We start from the raw sequence: 20599 nt of genomic DNA on the forward strand, positions 1-20599 counted from the left end.
CTCCGCATAACAAAATCCTTATTGTGCGTTAAAGCACTATGAAACCTCGTGATTTGTACGGCCGGCTTGCGGCGAGGTAAAATAAACGCGCTAAAGAGGCCATGGCGACGCACTGCCGACGCCACGGTTTCCACGGTCACACTGCGCTGCACAGCAGCAAAAGAACCGGATACCTCGTGATGAGTGACAGCAAGACCTCTTCTTCCAAAGCTTGGCGTCCCGCCACCCGCCTTCTGCACGCGGGGCTGGAACGCACCGAATATGGTGAAACCAGCGAGGCGCTTTTCCTGACATCCGGCTTTGTTTACGAAAACGCCGAACAGGCCGCTAAAACCTTTACGGGTGAAGTCTCGCACTACCAGTACAGCCGCTTTGCCAACCCCACCGTGGTTGCGCTGGAAAAGCGTCTGGCCGATCTGGAAGGTGCTGAAGCCTGTGTTGCGACGTCCACAGGGATGGGCGCGGTCTCTTCCGCCCTGCTCTCCCACGTTAAAGCCGGGGACCGCGTTGTGGCCTCCCGCGCACTGTTCGGCTCCTGCCACTGGATTGTAGCTAACCTGCTGCCGCAATATGGCGTGGAAACCGTGTTCGTCGATGGCGGGGACCTCGCCGCGTGGGATGACGCCTTCAGCAAGCCAACCGCCGCTGTGCTGCTGGAAAGCCCCTCCAACCCCATGCTGGATGTGCTGGACCTCGCCGCTATCTCAGAGCGTGCGCACAAGGCCGGGGCACTGGTCATTGTCGATAACGTATTTGCCTCCCCACTCTACCAGAAGCCGCTGGAACTGGGCGCGGATGTGGTCGTGTATTCCTGTACCAAACATATTGACGGACAGGGCCGCGTGCTGGGCGGGGCCGTGCTGGGCAGGGAAGACTGGATTAAGGAAACGCTCCAGCCGTTCGTCCGTAATACCGGCAATGCTCTCTCGCCCTTCAATGCGTGGGTGATGCTCAAGGGGCTGGAAACACTTGCTTTACGTGTGGAAGCCATGACGCGCAATGCGGCTGCGGTGGCAGACTACCTTGCCTCCGCGCCCGGGATTGTCAGCGTGCGTTATCCGGTCCGCAAGGATCATCCGCAATACGCGCTTGCCCAGCGGCAGATGACGGGTGGCGGCACCATGGTCGCGTTTGAAGTTGCTGGCGGGCAGGAAGGGGCCTTTGCCTTCATGAACGCCCTGAACCTTATCGCCATTTCCAACAATCTGGGCGATGCGCGGTCCCTCGTGACGCACCCGGCCACCACCACCCATATGAAGATCGGTGAGGAAGAACGGGCCAAGCTCGGGATTTCTGAGGGGGCGATCCGCTTCTCCGTCGGGCTGGAAGACAGTGCCGATCTGATTGATGATCTTGCCCGTGGCGTGGCGGCTCTCGCCAAAGCCTGATCAGGCCCTGACTTATACCTGCCTGCCGCCCGTCTGCTGTGGCTGTTTCAGCACACCGCAGACGGGCGGCTTCCCTTTTCTGATCGCTTCGTGATACTGCCAGCGGATTGTTGCCGTGGTTTCTGCACTGCGGGATAAAACCCGCTGGCGTGAAGCAGGCCTTTTTTATTTTTTGCGCAGGAGCAGAACACCCCATGCCTGACTGGCCGGACTCACCGCCCATGTCCTCCGATCATGATGACGCCATGAGCGAACTGTTCGCCTCAGCGCCGATGTATGAAGCCGTGACGGGAGATATGCGCGTCTGCGTACAGGTGTTCTGGCTCCCGGAACAGTCTGAACCTGATGAGGACATGTATTGCTGGGTTTACCGCATCCGCATTGAAAATGGCGGCACGGCCCCCATCCAGCTCAAGGAACGGACCTGGCAGATTACGGATGGCGCAGGTCGGACGGAATATGTGCATGGAGAAGGCGTGGTGGGTGAACAGCCCGTTATCCGCCCGCAGAACGGGTTTGACTATACCTCCGGTGTTTCCCTCACCACGGCGGGGGGCTTCATGCGGGGGTCTTACCAGATGTGGAATGTCAATTCCGGCAAACGGTTTGACATCACCATTCCGCCTTTCAGCCTTGATAGCCCGTTCCAGTTCCGCCAGATCCATTAACGTGAAGCAGCCAGAACTGCTTCATCACCACGCAGACCGCAGGAGAATGGCATGAGCGACCCTCTGCCCAAAACCAACCGCCCCACCCGTGAAGAGGCGGAAGACGCCATCCGCACCATGCTGCGCTGGGCCGGGGAAGATCCGGAACGTGAAGGCCTGCATGATACGCCTGCCCGCGTAGCCCGTGCGTATGAAGAGTTTTTTCAGGGCTATGAAATCGACCCTAAAACCCTTCTGGAACGCACGTTTTCTGAAGTGGAAGGCTATGATGAAATCGTGCTGCTGCGCGATATCCGCTTTGAAAGCCACTGTGAGCATCACCTCGCCCCCATTATTGGCCGGGCGCACGTGGCCTACCTGCCGCGCCAGCGCGTGGTCGGCATTTCCAAGCTGGCGCGTGTGGTGGATGCCTATGCCCGCCGGATGCAGATTCAGGAACGGCTGACGGCGCAGATTGCCAACACCATCAATGATGTTCTGCAACCCCACGGCACGGCTGTTATTATTGAATCCAGCCATGAATGCATGACGACCCGTGGCGTGCATCGCCCCGGTGTCTCCATGGTGACAAGCCAGATGCTCGGTGTGTTCCGCACCAGTTCCGACACACGGCGCGAACTGATGGCAATGCTGAACCGCCCGGCTGCCAGCGAATACTGAGACGGCTAGCGCAGAAAAGCGCGGTTGCTTAGATTTTTGATTAAAGCGTTTCCGGCGCGGACGGCCCTGAAGATCTGCTTCAGGCCGCCTGCGCCGGGATAACAGAAAAGCGTCAGTCCGTTGCTTTTTCTGTCAGGTGATAGACCAGCGTAACGCGCTCATCCTTATGCGGCGCACGGCTTTCCGGCACGATGGTGACACCGATATTTTTTTTCACATACAAAGCCTGAATGGCTTTTTCATCTTCCAGCACGGTTGCAGGGGTGACCTGATCCCCCGGCTGACGATGTACGGCCTCTTTCAGGGCTGAAGTTGCAATGTGTAGATTGCCATCAAACCCAAGACTTTCCAGCACGAGCGGCTTGTTCAGATGCGCCGGGCCTCCGGTTTCTTCAATCGCCCACTCAACCTGAACGCGTTTGCCGTCCAGCCTGAGGTTCTGATGGAATTTTCCGCCGATATTCTGCTGCTGATACAGCTTCATAATATCCTGCAAGCCCTGCGTGATCTGCGCCTGCGTCACCATGCTGCCGACATGGAAGGGCACCACAGCCATAATGGCGGGTGTGCTGACCTGCTTGTTGCCGGACACCTTGATCTCCTCAACCCTGACCGGAGTGGCCGGGGCCGGAAGCCTGACATCCGGATGCACGCCGGGTGCCGCGGGGCTTGGTGCGTCATTGGGCGGCAAGGATGTTGCCTGCTGTGCCCATGCTGCGGCTGGCGGCATGGCGCAGGCCAGACTAAGAGCCGCAGGAATAAAATGGGCAGTAAGACGTCTCATAAGAGGCTCCATCCTGTTGAACACTGTTCCATATGATGCACAACAGGAGGCGCCTGCCAATGCACTATATTGTCACAGTCGCACCCAGCACGCTGAGAAACTGCGCCAGCCAGGCCGGATGCGCGGGCCATGCGGGGGCCGTCACCAGTTCTCCGTCCGTTACGGCGTCTGTCACCGCGATATCGGCATAGGTTGCGCCAGCCAGTTCCACTTCCGGGCGGCAGGCCGGGTACGCCGAGACTTTACGCCCCCTGATCACATCCGCAGCAGCCAGCAGTTGCGCGCCGTGGCAGATGGCGGCCAGAGGCCGGTCCGCAAAGGCTTTGACAATTTCAATCACCCGCGGATGCATGCGCAGATGCTCCGGCGCACGGCCGCCGGGGATGATCAGACCGATATAATCGTCCGTATCAATCTCATCGAACGTGGCGTTCAGCTCAAAGGCGTGGCCCGGCTTTTCACTGTAGGTCTGCGCGCCTTCAAAATCATGGATGGCCGTGAGAATCTTGTCCCCGGCCTTCTTGCCGGGGCTGACCACATCCACCTTGTAGCCAACCATCAGCAGCGCCTGATACGGCACCATGATCTCGTAATCTTCCACATAATCGCCTGCCAGCATCAGCAGTCTGACATCTTCAGTCATGAGCATGATCCTCTTTCAAACCTTCACGCAGCCGGGGCATGAGTTCCACAAAATTACAGGGGCGATGGCGGCTGTCGAGCTGAAACACCAGAATATCATCCCAGCCGTCTTTGACAGCGCCGGTTGAACCGGGGAGCGCAAACAGATATGTTCCGTCCGCAACGCCTGCGATTGCGCGGGACTGAATGGTGGACGTGCCGATCTTGCGGTAGGACAACATTCTGAAGAGTTCGCCAAAGCCTTCGATGCGCTTTTCAAGCACACGGTCAAAGGCTTCCGGCGTTACATCACGCCCGGTCACCCCGGTGCCCCCATTCGTGATGACCACATCAACCAGAGGGTCTTTGATCCAGCGTGTGAGCTGTTCTGTTATCTGCCCGACATCATCGCGCACAATCGTGCGGTCTGCCAGCACATGGCCCGCCTGCTCAAGGCGGGAGACCAGCGCCTGCCCGGATGTATCGGTTTCAAGGGTGCGGGTGTCCGATACGGTCATCACCGCAATACGCACCGGCAGGAAGGGGCGAGTTGTGTCTATTTTTGTCATAGGCCGAATTCATCACCTGATCCGGCGGGCGTCAACGCATCGCAGGGAACGTTCTGCTGCCGGGTGTCGTTAAAATGCCACCAGACATGCGAAAGACTGTTTAAGGGTGAAAAAAAGTTTAGACATTATGATGCCGCTTTGAAACACTATGCCCTCCTCCCCAACGCCTCCGTAACAAAAATAAAAAGAAACATGACAAGATTCTCCTCCGGCTTCTCTTTTTTCTGCGCCCTCTCCTTCGCCTGCTGCCTCACCCCGGCTTTCTCCTCCAAGGCCTCAGCCCAGTTGCTGACAGGCGGGAACAGTGCTGCTGGCCTGTGGCCCAGTCTGGAAGCCAATAATGAAGCTAATCCGGTGGAAGACCCCGGCCCGCTGTTTTCAGCCCCCTACGGGAAAAACCATTTTTTTGGTGACTGGTGGGGCGCGCAGCCTTGGCTGCTGGACCACGGCATCCATATTCTGGCCGACGTGCATGAAGAACTGGCCGGGAACTTCCGTGGCGGCATGCGTCAGGGTGTGACCAATGCCGGTCAGGTTGGTGTGGAACTGGATGTGGACTGGGGCAAGCTGACGAACCTCAATCTGCTCAAAGGCTTTTGGTCCCACATGATGGTGGTGAACGGGCACGGGCAGAATCTGAGCACCCGGTTTATCGGGGATTCCATTGGCGGCGTGCAGCAGATTTACGGTGCCCGAGGCAACGTGGTGGCGCATCTTGTCTATCTGTATGGCGAAAAATCGTTCCTGAACAACCATCTGGATATCAGCGCAGGGTGGATTCCGGTCGGCAGCTTCTTTGCCGCCTCGCCGCTGTTCTGTATGTATATGAACGTGGCGGTCTGCGGGAACCCGGCCCCCAACAAGTATACGGAAGGCAACCGCGACTGGCCCTCTGGCAACCTTGGCGCCGTGGCCCGTGTCATGCCGACCAGTGACACCTATATTATGGCTGGCCTGTTTGCGGTTTCCCCACATGCCTTCAACGGCGGGATTTCCGGCTGGGCCTGGGCGCAGGATGGTCTGGGCAAGTTCTCAACGCCGGTGGAAATCGGCTGGATGCCCTCCTTTGGCCGCAACCATCTGGTGGGGCATTACAAGGCTGGATACAGCTACGATAACTCCAAATACAAAGATCTGTATGAGGACATTAACGGCAACTCCTGGGTGCAGACAGGCCAGCCAGCCCGCTACCACGCAGGCCGGGCCAGCGCATGGCTTCAGGCAGACCAGATGCTGGTGCGTAATGGCGATGGACCGACCAACGGGCTGATCGCCATGGGTGGCTATATGTGGACGGACGGCAAAACCACCGCAATGTCCCACCATCTGTGGGGTGGGCTGCTGGAAACCGGCAAGCCGTGGGGCCGCCCGAATGACAGTATCGGCATGATGTATCAGTGGCTGAAAATGAGCCGCACCGTGGCCCTGCAACAGGAAGCCTCGGTTATTGCCGGGCAGGATTTTCAGACCAACCAGTGGGGGCAGGTGTGGGGTGTTCAGTCCCATGAAAACATTTACGAATTTTTCTATAATGCCCACATCGCCAACGGTCTGACGCTCCAGCCGGACTTCCAGTACATCAACCGGCCGGGTGCGACGACGACGTTCCATGACGCCGCCGTTATGGCGCTTCAGTTCAACGTCGTTCTGTAATCTGCGGGATGGGCCGCAGGGCAAGCGCCCTGCCGCCCAGTCTGGCAAAGGCCTCCGCGTGGCAGGTCAACACCAGAATCTGGAACCGGGTGGCGGCATCCGCCAGCACATCAAACATGCTCTCCAGCCGCTGCGAATCTGAAAAACTCAGCGCATCATCCAGCACCAGAATGGCCGGAGACTGGCGGGCATGGAGCAGTTCCGCAAAGCCCAGACGCACCAGCACCGCAATCTGCTCACGCGTCCCGTCTGACAACCGGCCAAATTCTTCCGCCGTCCGGCGTGTCAGCCCGGACAGAGCAAAACCCGTATCCATCTCCAGAGAGGCTCCGGGGAACACGGCTGAAAATGCGGGCTGCATGGTGCGCACCAGCGGGGCAAGGTAGCGCTCCGTCTGCGTTTTTTCCGCATCACTCAGCGTCTGGTCCAGCAGGGCCAGTGCCGCACGCTCCCGCTCATAGCCCTCACACTCCAGCCGGAGGCGGGCGGCGGCGCGTCCTGCCTCGGCAATTTTTTCATCAAGCCCGTCTCCTTCGGCCACACGCACGCGGGTTTCACGCTCCCGGATCTCCTCCCGCAGACGCACAACAGACGCGCGGCCATTGTCCAGAGCCTGTTCCCGCCGGGCAATCCGGGCCTCCACTACGGAAAGGGGCTGTTCCGCCTCCCGGCCCGCCCGCAGCGTCTGACTATGCGCCTCCGCCTGCGCCTGAGCCTGCACGGCCCCGGCAGCCCGTTCTGCCAGAGCGTCCTCACTTTCCTGCGCGGCCCGCACAGCAAGCTCCCGCCCGATCTGCTCACGCTCAGCCTGCTTTTGCCGTAAAGCCGCCTCGGCTTTATCCTGAAGCCCCTGTGCCGCACTCAGGCTCACATGCTCCGCACGCTCGGCCTGCCGCGCCTCATCCGCGGCGCGGGCAGCACTGTCTTCCTCCTGCCGGGCTGTTGTCTGCATCTGCTGCAAGGCTGCGTCGGTCTGGCCAGCCTGTTCCGGCCGTCCATCCGGCCTACAGGCCTCAAGTTCACGCGCCAATGAGGCCATACGATCCCGGATATCCTGCCGCATGGCAGCAAGTGCTTCAAACAAAGCCACATCCCGATCGTCCCGCGCGGCAGGCAGAGACGCCACAAAAGCCGCGCGGGCTTCCGCCACCCGTGTTTCGGCCTGCCGTTGCTCTTCAAACAGCCGCTCCGCCTCTTCCACCGTCTGACACCCGGCTGCCTGCATGACAGACTGAAGCTGGTGCCGGGCTGTATCCGCTGCGGCCTGCGCCTCCTCCTGATCCTTAACCGCAGGCGTAATACGGACCTGACCGATTCCTTCAATCTGGAGTTCAGCCGCCTGCGTCAGAACCATGTCACCCTGCGGGCAGGTCGCGCCATCCAGCAAAACACGGCCTGACGCCTGGGGGAGCAAAGTAACAGTCAGACGGGTGGCGCGGGCGTTCAGCGCCGCCTGTGCGGCGTCCATCTCCCGCACAGCTTTCCGCACCCGGCGGATAACAGCCTCATCAACCCGCAGGGCTGCCAGCGCGGCGCGGGCCTGCTCCAGATGGGTGCAGGCGGCCTCCGCGCGCTCAAGGATCTGCTTCTCCCGCTCCAGCGCTCCCTGCTGCTGCAAGACCGCCGCACGGCGCGAAATAGTCAGGAGCGCCTGCCGCGCAGCCTGCTGCTGCTGCTCAGCCTGCTCCCGTCGGGTCCGGCTTGCCTCATAACGCTGCCGGGCCTGTGCGGTCCGCTGGGTCAGGGCTTGCAGGTCATGCTGCATTTCCGCCGACTCACGCCCCAGCCTGCGGTGTGCCGCCTGCCGCTCCCGCCGTCGCTCCTGCTCATCCCGGATGCTGTTCAAGGTCTGAGTGGCTGTCGCAAGGGCGGCTCTGGCGGCCTGTTCTTCCGCGTCCGCAATCCGCAGCGTATCCCGCTGGTGGCGCAACGCCAGAAGCTCGGCCTCATCCTGTGCTTTCCGGTCCGGGTCCTCCTGCTCCCGCAAGGCCCGACGCGCCTGATCAAGCGCGACCAGATCTTCCTCCAGCGCAGCCCGTCGGTTTTCCACTTCCCGCAACGAGGCCTGCGCCTGCGCTTCCTGCTCAAGTGCGTGTTTATATTTGCCGGTTGGCTGCGCACTTTTGGCCGTCTGAAGCAGATAAAGCCGCTCCCGCACCCGGCTGAGCACGGCACTGGCCGCGGCACCACCCGTCGCCTGCTCTACCCCCTGCTCCAGACACCCACGCAGGCTGTCCTGCCCGGTCTGGTTCAGGTCCGGCTGCACAAAGCTTTCCCCCTGCCCCACCAGCAAGGCGCTCCACAGGCCAGCGGCTTCTCCCTTACTGGCTTCTTCCAGCCCCAGCAGGGCGCGCAGAGCCTCTTCCGCCTGATCCCCCTCAAACCGCTCCGGCCCTAAAATAAGCCGGGTAAACGCCTTTGAAAGAAACTGCTTTTCCAGATGGCACTCCATACCCTTCCATGTGAAGGACAGGGCGACATGCGGCGCGCCCCCGCCATAAGGCTGCAAGTCCTTCACGGGCTTTGCTTTGGAACTGGACCGCACCATCAGCACCGCTTTCAGAGCGGTCAGAAGGGTGGATTTCCCGGCCTCATTGGGGGCTGCCAGCACATTCAGCCCCGGCCCCAGCCCGTCCAGACGCACCGGGGAGGCAAAGCGGCGGAATCCTTCAATCTGTACGTCCGTCAGGATCATCCTGCCTGTGCTCCCATATCCTGCCAGAACAGAAACAGCCGTTGCAGAGCATCCGCCGCAAGCTGCCCCTCCGCACCCCCGGCCTCTGACCGGTCCAGCAACTGCTCCGCTGCCGCACGCACGGCCCCACCGGCCCCAAACCGATCAAGATCTTCCGTCCCGGCAGAGAGATGCGGCGCGCCCGTCAGGCGCAGACAGGCCACGGCCCCGCTCAGGCGTTTAAGGATTGTGCTTTCATACAGCGCCATATCCTCCACCGGGAGCAGACCGGACACCGCAGCCCAGACCAGCACCGCCCCGGGATTATCCGGGGCAATGCCACGGATGCGCGCTTCCAGCGCCAGAACATCCTGCCCGGATGTCAGCACCACATCCTCCAGCTTTTTCCAGAGATAGCGCCCGGTTCTGTGGCGGGTGATTTCCGGCTCGGCCCGCGCCCCGCGCAGCGTGACGACCACAGCCTCACCGCCGCCCCCGCCACCGGTTGTAAACCGGTCTGTCTCCGGCGTGCCGGAATAGACGGTCCGGGCATCAATCTGGCAAAACCCATGCCAGTCACCAAGCGCCAGATAGGCAAGCCCGGCCCGCCGGGCGCGGTCCAGCGCCACGGGGTTATGCTCCGCCTCACTCTCTCCCCCAAACCCGACAACCGAGCCGTGGGCCAGACCAATGCGCAAGGCATCCGGCGGGGTTTCGGCCTCATCCATATAGGCCGTCAGGTCCGTCAGCACATGGCGGCGCTTCAGCACGGCAGGCAGCAGCCAGCCATTCTGTGCCGGATCAATCAGAACCGGACCCGGCTCCCGGTGTATCTGCACATTCGCGGGCAGACCGCTCCGGACCAGACGCGCCCAGACTCCTTCAGGCTGATCCGCATCATGATTACCGGGGATCAGATGCCACTGGAGATCCGGAAACTCCCGCATCCGCTCAATGGGCTGATGCAGCGTCCGTTCGGCCGGGGTTTCGTGCTCATACACATCCCCCGCCACCAGCACGTGGGTCACCCCTTCCTGCCGGGCCAGATGGCCAAGCCGCCGGATCACTTCCAGCCGTTCCGCCTGCAACGCGCCAAGCGTATCGTCATCGGCAAAGCGGACTACGCGGCCAATCTGCCAGTCTGAGGTGTGAATAAATTTCATTAAGCCGGTCACAGTGCTGGGAGAACCTGCCTTAATTCAGCACATCCGGCCGGGGTATCATACCCTTGCCCGGCCGCGGAGAATGGCCAGCCGCCATGCTTTTTCCGGGCGGCCGGAGAGTTCCACGCATTTTCTGCAACCCGGCTCAGCGTATAAAATTCCACACATTGAATTATATTTTATTTTAATAGACGTCTTGATTTCAGGAGTCGGTACAGTGTGTGCCGTCCTCTGCACGATCTGGACAGACCTCTTGAGCGGCAAGGACGACGGAAAGGATGAGTCTTAACAGCCCGGCCGCCTCGCCTATCAGCTTCTGGAAGGGTCTTCGTCCCGCGCTCCCTGCCACCATTTTTCCCCCCGGCTGGTTTCTGTTCTGCCTGCGGACATGGCTTTCCGCCGTGCTGGCCCTGAGCACTGCATTCTGGCTGCAACTCTCCTCTCCCGGTTCCGCTGCCGTCACGGTGATGATCCTGGCCCAGCCCCTGCGTGGGCAGGTCCTTTCCAAAGCCGTTTACCGCCTGATGGGCACCATGGTCGGGGCGTTTGTCGCCCTTTTCCTCACGGCCTGCTTCAATCAGGACCGCGCGGTTTTTCTGGGCGGGGTGGGGCTATGGCTGACCCTCTGCACGATTGTTGGCACGCTGGAAAAAGACTTCCGCGCTTACGCCGCCATGCTCTCCGGCTATACCGTAGCCATTGTGGGCATTAGCTGCATTGATAATCCGGGCGCTGTTTTTGATGTCACGGTGAACCGCGTCTCGGCCATTGTGGTCGGGATTGCGGCCACAGCAGCAATCAATGACATTTTCGGCTCCCCGACTGCATGGGAAAAGCTGGCGACCAACCTGCATCGCGTGGCCAACATGGTCAAACATATCAGCCGGGACGCCATAGCGGGGCACGGTATTCCCGACGATATGGCCTGCGCGGGCCTTGCGGGGGAGATTATTGCTCTGACCTCTCAGGTCTCTTTTGCAAAAACCGAACTACCCGATGCCCATGTGCGGCTGGCAGGCGCCCGCTCCGCCATGGTGGCGCTGCTGGAAATGCTCAGTTGCAGCCGCGCGATTGCCACTGTGCTGCGTACAGGCGAAATTTCCGGACCTGTGCTGAACCATATCCGCAGCGCGTTTGGGGATGGCACACCCGTTGTCTCCCCCCGTCAGGCAGTGTGGGATCTGGAAGATCTGGCGCGGGAAGCCCACGCTGAAGAGCTTGACCGAGGCCCCACACTGGACGAGGCTTGGCTGATTGAACGCTCTATGGCGCTCCTCTCCGATGCCCGCTGGGCCGCCGACGGGATTGATGCCTTTGAAAACGGCAAACGCGCCCGCACGCAGGCTCCGGAACTGAAAATCGAACAACATCAGGATGTGATTGCCGCCCTTCTGGCCGGACTGCGGACCCTCACCGGCTTCTCGGTAGCCGCGGGCCTGTGCATTATCTCGGACATTCCCTCAACCTACACCGCCCTCTCGCAGGTCGCGGTGATCCTGACGCTGGCCGCATCGACCTACAACGCGCGCGGCTTTGGCATGGGGGCGCTGATCGGCACCCCGCTGGCCATTATTGTCGCGGCGATCCTGAATTTCCGTATCCTGCCGCATGGTGCGGATATGCCATTTCTGGCGCTCGCCATTATCCCGGTCATTTTTGGCGGATGCCTGCTGCTGATGAACCCGAAAACAGCGACGATCGGCTTTAACGCCGGGGTGTTTTTCTTCGTCATTCTGGGGGTTGCGAATGAGCAGAACTATGAGCCCTCGGCCTTTATTGACCGGAACGTGCTGTATCTGTTCGCCGCAATCGTCATTTTCATCTCGCTGGTGCTGCTGCTGCCGCCCTCCGCCAACCGGCGGCGCTTTCGCGTGGCCATCACCATCGGGCATGATCTGCGGCTCCAGCTTGAAGGCCACGGAGAGCAGGCGGGCTCCGCGCTGATCAGCCGCCATTATGACCGACTGTGCAAAATTTTGGACTGGAACAGCTACCTGCCGGACACAAAATCCAAGGTCCGCGTCTTTAACCGGCTTTCCAGTCTGGATGAACTGAATGTGGAACTGGCCCGCGCCCGCCGCCATCTGCAACGCGCCGCCACCATTCCCGCCATCCGTGCGGATGCCGAGGCCGCGTTCCGCTCCACGGTGATCTATAATATCAATTCCGCCCTGTATCGTATGCGCAAGCAGGCACGGGTCCTGCTGGACCACGCCATCACCCTCCCCCATGGGGAAATGGCAACCGCACTGGCCGCAGTCTCCGGCATGGTCGGCGCGATCCGCCTGCTGGAACATAACCGCTCGGCCCTCCAGCTTTATGACATCCTCCCTGTGCCCGACCAGCAATGGAAGGCGTTCTGAGCATGGAACTGCGCGCTGTTCTGGATATTGATGGCCTTCTGGTCTCGTCTTTTCTGGTCCATGCCGGGCTGGCGATTGTCACCCTGCTGGTGCTGAACCCCATTCTGGCAAAAGTCGGCGCCCGCCGGGTGATCTGGAACCTGCCTCTGGCTGAATTCGGGCTGTTTGTCTGCCTGATCGGCCTTTATACCCTTCTCTTATAAAAGGATTGTCTGACCGTGTTTGAACGCGCCCGCCGCGCCCTGCAATTTGTCACGACGGGGACAATTCTCGCCATTGCCGGGATCGTTGGCCTGATTCTCTGGGATTACTATACCGCAGCCCCCTGGACCCGGAACGGACAGGTGCGCGTGCAGGTGGCCGATATTGCCCCGCGTGTGTCCGGACAGATTATTGCCGTGCGCGTCCGGGACAACCAGTTTGTCCATGCCGGGGATATTCTTTACGAAATTGACCCGTTCGACTTCAAAGTCGCCGTTGCGTCCGCCACCGCCCGCGTGAACGAGCGGCAGGCCGACATGATTTTGAAAGACACGCAAGAAACCCGCCGCAACAAGCTGACGGAAGTCGCGGCCTCCCGCGAGGAAAAACAGGTCTATCAGGCCACGGCGGACATGGCCAAAGCCCAGTATGGGGAGGCCATGGCGGCGCTTTCTCAGGCTAAAATCAATCTGGACCGTACATACGTCCGCAGCACCGTGACAGGGTACGTCACCAACCTGATCATGCGGGTGGGTGACTTTGCAACAGCGGGGCAGCCGAATGTGCGGGTAATTGATGCGTCATCTTACTGGGTGGATGGCTATTTTGAAGAAACCAAAATCCGCTCCATCCATGTGGGGGACCGGGTGCGGATGGATCTGATGGGCTTCCGGGAACCGATGTGGGGGCATGTGATCAGCATCACACGCGGTATTGCAACGCCCAACGCCACACCCTCCACGCAGGGTCTGCCCTCCGTGGACCCGGTTTATACCTGGGTGCGGCTCGCCCAGCGTATTCCGGTGCGCGTGCATATCGACAGTATTCCGCCCGGCACCCAGATTGCGGCAGGCATGACCACAACTGTCACCATCGTCGGCAGCAAGGGGAAACGTGCGCATGACACGCTGGCAGAAACATTCGACCGCCTGCACGATGCCCTGATGGGCGGCACAGGCGGAAACGGTGTCCGGAATTAAGGCATGACCCGAGGCGCAGCCAGCGCCTCACCCAGCACAGACTCCCACAGGGGGGAAAACTGGTCAGACTGGGAATACGGCGCAAAATGGTCCAGATACCCTGCCAGATACGCCCCCTCCTGCCGGACATGCCCGATCAGACTTTGATCCTCCGTCTGACGCACAGCGAGCAGGCACGCCCGACCATGTCTGGCCAGGGTCTGGGATAGCTGTTCAGCATCATCATGCCGGATATTCTCGTTGCATTTATAAACGAAAATGACGGACGGGTCGGCCAGACGCTGCATGAACTTTTCGACAAGGTAGTCAATTTTTTCTTTCTCTGGCCTGTACAACTCGCGCCGTCGCTCTTCACTCTCGCACCACTGGCCATTTTTTGAGAGCATATGCGTATGAAAACAGAATCCATACAAGGTGTCCTGCGTGACATTATCCCAGAACGGAGAGAGATTTTCGAATGCATAAAGCCCTTCAAATCTCTGATTCAGCCCTTTTATCAACGCCTGAGGTGAAGAACGGGCCCATCTTAGCAAGCCGCCATTTTCATCCCCCAGAGCCCGTTTGACGAAGCCGAACTCGCAGTTATCGCCAATATTTTCAAACCGTTCTGTGTTCACTGCGATCTTGTCCGTATAATCTTTTTCCCTGCAAGAACCTCTGTCATACCAAGGCGATTCTATGAAGCAAGCTGCTGGACGCCACCACCGCGTGCTGGCACAAATACCGTTATGTTTACCCGGATAGCTCTCTCTCAGCGTGCCATGCTCATAGCGTTCGCTCTGCTTCTTGCCGGTCTCACCAGCCGTCTGGATGCCGCCACGAGCCTGAATACCCATGCACTGGTGGTCCACACACCCTGCCTGCAAAGCCTGCATCTTCTCAGTAACAGCAAGCAGAGTGAGATAGCCCGTATTGAAGGCACGACACCGCAGGGCATCACCCTTGCCCCCTCCGTAGAGGGCGCAACTACTCTGACCCAGCACACCTGCTCCCACAGCGGAACTCTGACGGTTTCTGTCCGGCCAGACGTGAGTCTGACAATTGACGATGCAGGTACAACAAACATCACGCTGGAGGACCGCACCGGCCCCACGTTTATCCATGCAGGCAGCGGCACGCTGACCTTGGGCAAAACCGGGGAACTGGGGCTCTTCTCTGACTCATCTGGCCCGATCAGCATTTCCACGCTGGCTGAATCCGCCCGCATCCGGTCCGAGCAGAGCGCTCCTGTTACCATCACCACCATCGCGGCCCCGGCTCTGGCCCTGTATCTGGGGGGGAGTGCCAGCTTTACCGCCGGTGCCGGGCACCTCAAGGCGCTGGAAATTACCTCCGCCAGCACAAAAGACGCGGTTTTTCATGGTGTTACGGACGTTGGCATGTTTCATGTTCAGCACAGCGGAGGGATCAGTGTTGACAAAGTCACTGGCGCACTGGCAACGGAACGAGACGGAAGCGGAAAGATTATCAGTGATGCCGCAGCCCCCGCACCCAGCGTCCGGGCTGACAAGGCGAATGTCCTGCCGTGAGGCGCGGCCGGAGACAACCGGATAGCAATCTTTTGGTGCTTCATTTAACGCCATGCTGGCCTCGCCCGCCAGCCAAGCCTGATCCCGGGTAAGGAACACCGCTTTTGTCTATCTGCCGGCTTTTTATCATGCGTCCCGTCGGCACTGTTCTGATGGCTATGGCCTTTGTTCTGGCTGGCGTCTTTGCCTACCGGGCCATGCCGGTGGCCGACCTGCCCAATATTTCCGTGCCCGTTATCTATGTTGTGGCTACGCAGCCGGGTGGCTCCCCGCAGCAGATGGCCAGTTCGCTTACCACACCGCTTGAGCGGCATCTGGGCCAGATTGCGGGTCTGAGCAGCATGCGGTCCGATTCAACGGACACAAGCGCCTTTATCCTGATGTTTTTTGATAACAGCCGGGACATTAACGGCGCCGCGCGTGATGTGGAGGCCGCCTTGCAGGCCGCACGGGCAGATATGCCACACACGCTGCTGATGCCGCCGCAATATTATAAGGCCAACCCGTCTGACAGCCCCATCATGCTGGCAGCCATGACATCCCCCACCCGGTCCCCCACCGCATTGCGGGATCTGGCGGAAACCCGGCTCAAGCCGCTGCTGGCGGGTGTGAAAGGTGTGGGCTGGGTGGAAATGGTCGGCGCGTCCAAACCGGCTGTGCGCGTGGAAATGAACCCCATGATGCTGTATAAATACGGCATCGGGTTCGAAGACGTACGCTCGGCTCTGGCCTCCGCCAACGCCAACACCCCCAAAGGATTTCTGGATTCCGGCGGCCAGCGGCTGACACTGGAAACCAATGATCAGGCCCGCACAGCTAACGAATACCGGGATCTTGTTATCGGCTACCGCAACAACCGCCCCGTGCGGCTGACGGATGTGGCCATTGTGCGTGATGGCCCGCAGGATGAGCGGAAGGCGGCATGGTATAATACGCAGCCCGCCATTATCACCATCATCCGCCCGCAGCCGGGCGCCAACGTCATTGAAGTGACGGACGCCATCCGCGCCCGCGCCGATATTCTGGCCAACGCCCTGCCTGCGGATGTGCAGTTCAAACTGGTGTCTGACCGGTCTGTCTCCATCCGTGGCGCGCTGGAAGATACGCAATATACGCTGATCATTTCCGTGGTGCTGGTGGTGCTGGTGGTTCTGGCGTTTTTACGGAGCTGGCGGTCCACGCTCATTCCGGCCATTACCGTGCCGATCTCGCTGGCCGGGTCCCTTGCGGTCATGCATCTGCTGGGTTTTTCGCTGGATACGCTATCCCTCATGGCGCTCACAATCGCCACCGGCTTTGTGGTGGATGATGCCATTGTGGTGGTGGAAAATATTGCCCGCCACATGGAAGCAGGCATGGGCCGGATGGAAGCAACACTGCTTGGCTCGCGCGAGATTGCCTTTACCATCCTCTCCATCACCATTTCTCTGATTGCGGTCTTTCTGCCGCTCCTGCTGCTGGGCGGCGTTCCGGGCAAGATTTTCTTTGAATTTGCGATGACTCTGACCACCGCCGTCTCTGTCTCGTTCTTCCTGTCCATCTCGCTCACGCCCATGATGTGCGCCTACATGCTGGAAATCCATCATGAGCCGGACCCCAGCGCGCCCCCGCCCCAAAAAGGCCTGCTGACCCGCGCGGCGCATCTGCTGGCAGACGGCACGGACAAAGTGCTGGACCGCCTGATCCGGGGCTATGCACGCTCCCTCAACTGGGCGCTGCGCCACCCCTGGCTGATTTTCTGCTCTCTGCCCGCCAGCTTTTTTGCGACCATCGGCATCCTGATTGTCATGTCCAAAACGGTGCTGCCTGCGGAAGATATTTCTCTGCTGGAAAGCTATCTGAGTTCCGACCAGACCAGTTCCTTCACCGCCATGTCCGCCAAGACAAAAAAAGTCGTGGACGCCATGATGGCGGACCATGACGTGAGCGACGTTCTGGGCTTTGCCGGGGAAGACGCCGCCAACGAATCTCAGGTATTTGCACAGCTTACGGACAAATCTTCACGCAGTTCCACCCCGGAGCAGATTGCCGCCCGCGTGCGTGAGCGGGTGAAGGATATTCCGGGTATGACCGCCAGCATTTCCAACGCCGGGGATATCAATGGCGGCGGCGGACGCCAGCATGAGGGCACGTATCAATATATCTTCCAGAGTGACAATGCGGAGGATATTTACACCTGGGTGCCGCGCATTATGGACGCCCTGCGTAAAAGCAAGGTGCTTGTTGGCGTGACCAGCCATCTGTCTGGCAACGGCACGGCCATGCATGTGCGCATCCAGCGCGATACGGCGGCCCGTTACCTCGTAACGCCGCAGCTTATTGGCAACGCCCTGTATGATGCGTACGGGCAGCGCACCGCATCCGCCATTTCCACCCCGCTCACCACCTATTACGTAGTGATGGAAGTGGAAAAGCAGTTCCGCGAAAATCCGGATATGCTGAAAACGCTCTGGGTCTCCACCGCGGGCGGCACGGCCGCAGGTGCCACGGCCTCCAACACGGTCCGCGTTGTCAAACCGTCGGATACTACGGAATCCCGAGCGGCATCCCTCAGCCAGCAATCCTTCCGCAACGCCATTGCCAACCGTCTGGCGGGCGGCGGAGCCGGAGCGTCCAACGGTTCGGCTGTGTCTTCATCGTCTGAAACAATGGTGCCTCTGCCAACAGTGGCGACGCTGGAAACCGCCCCGACCCCGCTTCAGGTCAGCCACGAAAACGGGTTTATTTCCGGCTCCATCTCGTTTGATCTCGCGCCGGGTAAATCTCTGGGCGATGCATCCAGCGAGATTCAGCGCACCATGGTCAGCCTGCACACCCCACTGGGCCTGCGTGGTGATTTCTCCGGTCAGGCAGGCGACATGCAGAAGGACCTGATTAACGAGTTGCTGGTGTTCATCGCCGCGATTGCGACCATGTATGTCACGCTCGGTATTCTGTATGAGAGCTACATCCAGCCGCTCACCATTCTCTCCACGCTGCCTTCCGCCGCTGTGGGTGCTGTGCTGACGCTGTGGATCTGTCAGGAACCGTTTTCTCTCATCGCCATGATCAGCGTCATTCTGCTGATCGGCATTGTGAAGAAAAACGCCATTCTGATGATCGACTTTGCCCTGCATGTGGAACGTGAGCAGAATCTACCGCCGGAAGAAGCCATTCGCACAGCCTGCCTCACCCGCTTCCGGCCGATCCTCATGACGACGCTCGCCGCCGCCTTTGGTGCGGTGCCGCTGGTGTTTGGCCATGGCTATGGCTCGGAACTGCGCCGTCCGCTGGGCATTGCCGTCATTGGAGGGCTGGCCACCAGCCAGTTGCTCACGCTGTATTCCACCCCGGTTGTGTATCTGTTCATGCACCGGTTTGGCCGCTGGGTGCAGCGCAAAGGGGCCGCTATTGGGGCCAGACTGCGCTTTACCCGCAGCCCGGCTGACGCCACACCGCCGCATACGCCCACCGGAACACCATGACGGTATGCGGGCGGCAGGCACGGCAAGGGTAACTGCGACTGGACCAGCATGAACCGCCTGAAAGCGGAATAGTCATTGCGGCCAAAACTCGTTAAGAAAACAGCGTTTAAGACCCTTTATCTGCAAGGAATGGCTCATCATGACCGATACCACCGTCCCCGACCGTCTGTCCGTGAACCCGACAAGCCCGTATTTTAATGAAGCCCTGCTGGAACGCGGCGTGGGTATTCGCTTTAAGGGTGTCGAGAAAACCAACGTGGAAGAATACTGCATCAGCGAAGGCTGGGTGCGTGTGGCCGTGGGCAAAACCGTTGACCGCAATGGCAACCCGCTGACCATGAAGTTGCAGGGCCCGGTGGAAGCCTGGATTAAAGACTAACCTGCGCTACAAACATGCCTCCCCAATAATTAATGACTTTATTAAATTATTGATGTTTGTGATACTGCTCACAGCAATCTGATGTGAAACAGTCTCAGGGAGAGCATGAATGGCCCAGTCTGAAGCCGGAAAAACCCCGGACCTCCGCTATACAGTCGTCATCGTCGGGGGTGGCGCGGCCGGTATTGCAGTCGCTGCCCGTCTGCTGCACGAACGCCCGACACTGGACGTTGCCGTGATTGACCCGGCCACCACCCACGCGTACCAGCCCGGCTGGACACTGGTGGGGGCCGGCGTCATGACGCTGAAAAGCACGCTGAAGCAGGAAGGCGGGCTGATCCCCGAAGGCTGCACATGGCTGCGGGCCGCCGTCGACTCCTTCCAGCCGGAGGAAAAGCAGGTCACGCTGACAGATGGACGGACTGTGGCGTACAACCGTCTGGTGGTCTGCCCCGGTCTCCAGCTTGACTGGGACAAGATTGAAGGCCTGTCCGAAACGCTGGGCCGCAACGGCGTATGCAGCAACTATTCCAAAGATACCGTGGAATATACCTGGACGTGCATCCAGTCTCTCTCCGGTGGCACGGCCCTGTTCACACAACCGCCCATGCCGATTAAATGTGCGGGCGCGCCACAGAAAATTGCCTATCTGGCCTCTGATTACTGGCGCAAGGAAGGCACGCTGAACCGCACGAATGTTGAGTTCTGCCTCTCCGGGGATGCCCTGTTTGGGGTGGCCTATTATCGCCCGGCCCTCCAGCAGGCCGTCGATTACTACGGCATCAACCTCCAGTATAAACACACGCTGATTGCCGTGAACGGCCCGGAACGCAAAGCCACCTTTGCCGTGACAGGCCCGGATGGCAAAACAGAAAATGTGGTCAAAGATTTTGACATGCTGCACGTCACGCCGCCGCAGAGCGCGCCTGACTTTGTCAAAAAAAGCCCGCTGGCCAATTCTGGCGGCTGGCTGGACGTAGACCCCTCCACCCTGCGCCACACACAGTATGACTCCGTTTTTGGACTGGGGGACGTCATTGGCACCTCCAACGCCAAGACGATGGCCGCTGCCCGTGCACAGACACCGGTTGTAACGGCTAATCTGCTGGCCTCTCTGGATGGCAAACCATTTAGCGGCGTTTATGACGGATATGGCGCCTGCCCTCTGACGGTCGGTTACGGCAAGATTGTGCTGGCGGAATTCCTGTATGGCGGCAAACCCGCCCCCAGCTTCCCCTATGACCAGCGCAAGCCCAGCCGGTTTGCATGGTTCCTGAAAACTACCGTTTTCCCGCGGGTCTATTGGGACATGATGCTCAAAGGGCGGGATATCAGCGTGCCGCATCATCCGGAATGGATCAAACTCTGAGCCTCAGTCTGATCTGAACTTTAAAAACCCTCGCTCCACCGCGAGGGTTTTTTTATGGCTTGCTTACCAAACCATATTCCCACACCGTTTTTATCGGAACTCACACCGTAACGAACCGTTCGTTGTTGAAAGAA

Annotated in this window: 17 protein-coding genes and 1 riboswitch; of the genes, 11 read left to right on the forward strand and 6 right to left on the reverse strand. The window is 59.8% G+C overall.

What is annotated here, in order from left to right; genetic code table 11:
* Positions 1-35: 35 nt before the first annotated feature.
* A riboswitch (SAM riboswitch) is annotated at positions 36-115 on the forward strand.
* A 64-nt stretch (positions 116-179) separates the two neighbouring features.
* From metZ to folE, 3 genes are all read left to right on the forward strand, one after another.
* Positions 180-1388, forward strand: a complete 1209-nt coding sequence (gene metZ, locus KP699_RS09310; protein WP_215762404.1) for an O-succinylhomoserine sulfhydrylase — start codon at positions 180-182, stop codon at positions 1386-1388.
* A 194-nt stretch (positions 1389-1582) separates the two neighbouring features.
* A complete protein-coding gene (gene apaG / locus KP699_RS09315; RefSeq protein ID WP_215762405.1) occupies positions 1583-2056 on the forward strand; it encodes a Co2+/Mg2+ efflux protein ApaG in 474 nt (157 codons plus the stop codon).
* A gap of 51 nt (positions 2057-2107) precedes the next feature.
* Complete coding sequence (gene folE / locus KP699_RS09320) at positions 2108-2716, forward strand: GTP cyclohydrolase I FolE (RefSeq protein WP_025825331.1); 609 nt, start codon at positions 2108-2110, stop codon at positions 2714-2716.
* Positions 2717-2828: 112 nt separating this feature from the next.
* On the opposite strand, the gene KP699_RS09325 is transcribed toward folE, so the two are convergent.
* The 3 genes from KP699_RS09325 to moaB form a co-directional block, all read right to left on the reverse strand.
* A complete protein-coding gene (locus tag KP699_RS09325) occupies positions 2829-3500 on the reverse strand; it encodes a POTRA domain-containing protein (RefSeq protein WP_086655648.1) in 672 nt (223 codons plus the stop codon).
* A 64-nt stretch (positions 3501-3564) separates the two neighbouring features.
* Positions 3565-4143 carry a DJ-1/PfpI family protein gene (locus KP699_RS09330; protein WP_212360828.1) on the reverse strand — a complete coding sequence of 193 codons (579 nt, stop codon included), beginning with the start codon at positions 4141-4143 and terminating at the stop codon, positions 3565-3567.
* A complete protein-coding gene (moaB, locus tag KP699_RS09335; RefSeq protein WP_025825325.1) occupies positions 4136-4690 on the reverse strand; it encodes a molybdenum cofactor biosynthesis protein B in 555 nt (184 codons plus the stop codon). The genes KP699_RS09330 and moaB overlap by 8 nt, the downstream gene beginning before the upstream one ends.
* Positions 4691-4882: 192 nt before the next feature.
* On the opposite strand from moaB, the gene KP699_RS09340 reads away from it, so the two are divergent.
* Positions 4883-6343, forward strand: a complete 1461-nt coding sequence (locus KP699_RS09340; RefSeq protein WP_215762406.1) for a carbohydrate porin — start codon at positions 4883-4885, stop codon at positions 6341-6343.
* On the opposite strand, the gene KP699_RS09345 is transcribed toward KP699_RS09340, so the two are convergent.
* Both KP699_RS09345 and KP699_RS09350 read right to left on the reverse strand, forming a co-directional pair.
* A complete protein-coding gene (locus KP699_RS09345; protein WP_215762407.1) occupies positions 6327-9038 on the reverse strand; it encodes an ATP-binding protein in 2712 nt (903 codons plus the stop codon). The two genes, KP699_RS09340 and KP699_RS09345, sit on opposite strands and share 17 nt — an antisense overlap.
* Complete coding sequence (locus KP699_RS09350; RefSeq protein WP_215762408.1) at positions 9035-10180, reverse strand: DNA repair exonuclease; 1146 nt, start codon at positions 10178-10180, stop codon at positions 9035-9037. Before KP699_RS09350 ends, KP699_RS09345 begins: the two co-directional genes overlap by 4 nt.
* Positions 10181-10458: 278 nt before the next feature.
* On the opposite strand from KP699_RS09350, the gene KP699_RS09355 reads away from it, so the two are divergent.
* The 3 genes from KP699_RS09355 to KP699_RS09365 are packed head-to-tail and all read left to right on the forward strand — an operon-like array spanning position 10459 to position 13724.
* The gene (locus KP699_RS09355; RefSeq protein ID WP_215762409.1) at positions 10459-12543 is read left to right on the forward strand and encodes an FUSC family protein; all 2085 of its coding nucleotides are present in this window, start codon (positions 10459-10461) and stop codon (positions 12541-12543) included.
* A gap of 2 nt (positions 12544-12545) precedes the next feature.
* Positions 12546-12746 (forward strand): DUF1656 domain-containing protein, encoded by a 201-nt coding sequence (locus KP699_RS09360; RefSeq protein WP_077931344.1) that lies wholly within the window; start codon positions 12546-12548, stop codon positions 12744-12746.
* Positions 12747-12761: 15 nt separating this feature from the next.
* The gene (locus KP699_RS09365; RefSeq protein ID WP_025825322.1) at positions 12762-13724 is read left to right on the forward strand and encodes an HlyD family secretion protein; all 963 of its coding nucleotides are present in this window, start codon (positions 12762-12764) and stop codon (positions 13722-13724) included.
* On the opposite strand, the gene KP699_RS09370 is transcribed toward KP699_RS09365, so the two are convergent.
* On the reverse strand, positions 13721-14341 hold the full coding sequence (locus KP699_RS09370; RefSeq protein ID WP_215762410.1) for a hypothetical protein: 621 nt from the start codon (positions 14339-14341) through the stop codon (positions 13721-13723). The two genes, KP699_RS09365 and KP699_RS09370, sit on opposite strands and share 4 nt — an antisense overlap.
* Positions 14342-14452: 111 nt before the next feature.
* Between KP699_RS09370 and KP699_RS09375 the strand changes: the two genes are divergently transcribed.
* The 4 genes from KP699_RS09375 (at position 14453) to KP699_RS09390 (ending at position 20465) form a co-directional block, all read left to right on the forward strand.
* Complete coding sequence (locus KP699_RS09375; protein WP_252346913.1) at positions 14453-15253, forward strand: hypothetical protein; 801 nt, start codon at positions 14453-14455, stop codon at positions 15251-15253.
* Positions 15254-15357: 104 nt separating this feature from the next.
* A complete protein-coding gene (locus KP699_RS09380; RefSeq protein ID WP_252346914.1) occupies positions 15358-18717 on the forward strand; it encodes an efflux RND transporter permease subunit in 3360 nt (1119 codons plus the stop codon).
* A gap of 139 nt (positions 18718-18856) precedes the next feature.
* Entirely contained in the window at positions 18857-19096 is a 240-nt protein-coding gene (locus KP699_RS09385) for a DUF3297 family protein (RefSeq protein WP_025825314.1), read from the forward strand.
* Positions 19097-19205: 109 nt separating this feature from the next.
* Positions 19206-20465: an FAD/NAD(P)-binding oxidoreductase gene (locus KP699_RS09390; RefSeq protein ID WP_086655656.1), complete on the forward strand. Its 1260-nt coding sequence runs from the start codon at positions 19206-19208 to the stop codon at positions 20463-20465.
* Positions 20466-20599 lie beyond the last annotated feature (134 nt).

This window comes from Acetobacter sp. P1H12_c (genome assembly GCF_018811975.1).
Lineage (GTDB): Bacteria > Pseudomonadota > Alphaproteobacteria > Acetobacterales > Acetobacteraceae > Acetobacter > Acetobacter persici.

Excerpts from the sequence above, each read along its gene's own strand:
- metZ (WP_215762404.1), top strand. The coding sequence starts at position 180 with ATGAGTGACAGCAAGACCTCTTCTTCCAAAGCTTGGCGTCCCGCCACC.
- apaG (WP_215762405.1), top strand. The coding sequence starts at position 1,583 with ATGCCTGACTGGCCGGACTCACCGCCCATGTCCTCCGATCATGATGAC.
- folE (WP_025825331.1), top strand. The coding sequence starts at position 2,108 with ATGAGCGACCCTCTGCCCAAAACCAACCGCCCCACCCGTGAAGAGGCG.
- KP699_RS09325 (WP_086655648.1), bottom strand. The coding sequence starts at position 3,500 with ATGAGACGTCTTACTGCCCATTTTATTCCTGCGGCTCTTAGTCTGGCC.
- KP699_RS09330 (WP_212360828.1), bottom strand. The coding sequence starts at position 4,143 with ATGACTGAAGATGTCAGACTGCTGATGCTGGCAGGCGATTATGTGGAA.
- moaB (WP_025825325.1), bottom strand. The coding sequence starts at position 4,690 with ATGACAAAAATAGACACAACTCGCCCCTTCCTGCCGGTGCGTATTGCG.
- KP699_RS09340 (WP_215762406.1), top strand. The coding sequence starts at position 4,883 with ATGACAAGATTCTCCTCCGGCTTCTCTTTTTTCTGCGCCCTCTCCTTC.
- KP699_RS09345 (WP_215762407.1), bottom strand. The coding sequence starts at position 9,038 with ATGATCCTGACGGACGTACAGATTGAAGGATTCCGCCGCTTTGCCTCC.
- KP699_RS09350 (WP_215762408.1), bottom strand. The coding sequence starts at position 10,180 with ATGAAATTTATTCACACCTCAGACTGGCAGATTGGCCGCGTAGTCCGC.
- KP699_RS09355 (WP_215762409.1), top strand. The coding sequence starts at position 10,459 with ATGAGTCTTAACAGCCCGGCCGCCTCGCCTATCAGCTTCTGGAAGGGT.
- KP699_RS09360 (WP_077931344.1), top strand. The coding sequence starts at position 12,546 with ATGGAACTGCGCGCTGTTCTGGATATTGATGGCCTTCTGGTCTCGTCT.
- KP699_RS09375 (WP_252346913.1), top strand. The coding sequence starts at position 14,453 with ATGTTTACCCGGATAGCTCTCTCTCAGCGTGCCATGCTCATAGCGTTC.
- KP699_RS09385 (WP_025825314.1), top strand. The coding sequence starts at position 18,857 with ATGACCGATACCACCGTCCCCGACCGTCTGTCCGTGAACCCGACAAGC.
- KP699_RS09390 (WP_086655656.1), top strand. The coding sequence starts at position 19,206 with ATGGCCCAGTCTGAAGCCGGAAAAACCCCGGACCTCCGCTATACAGTC.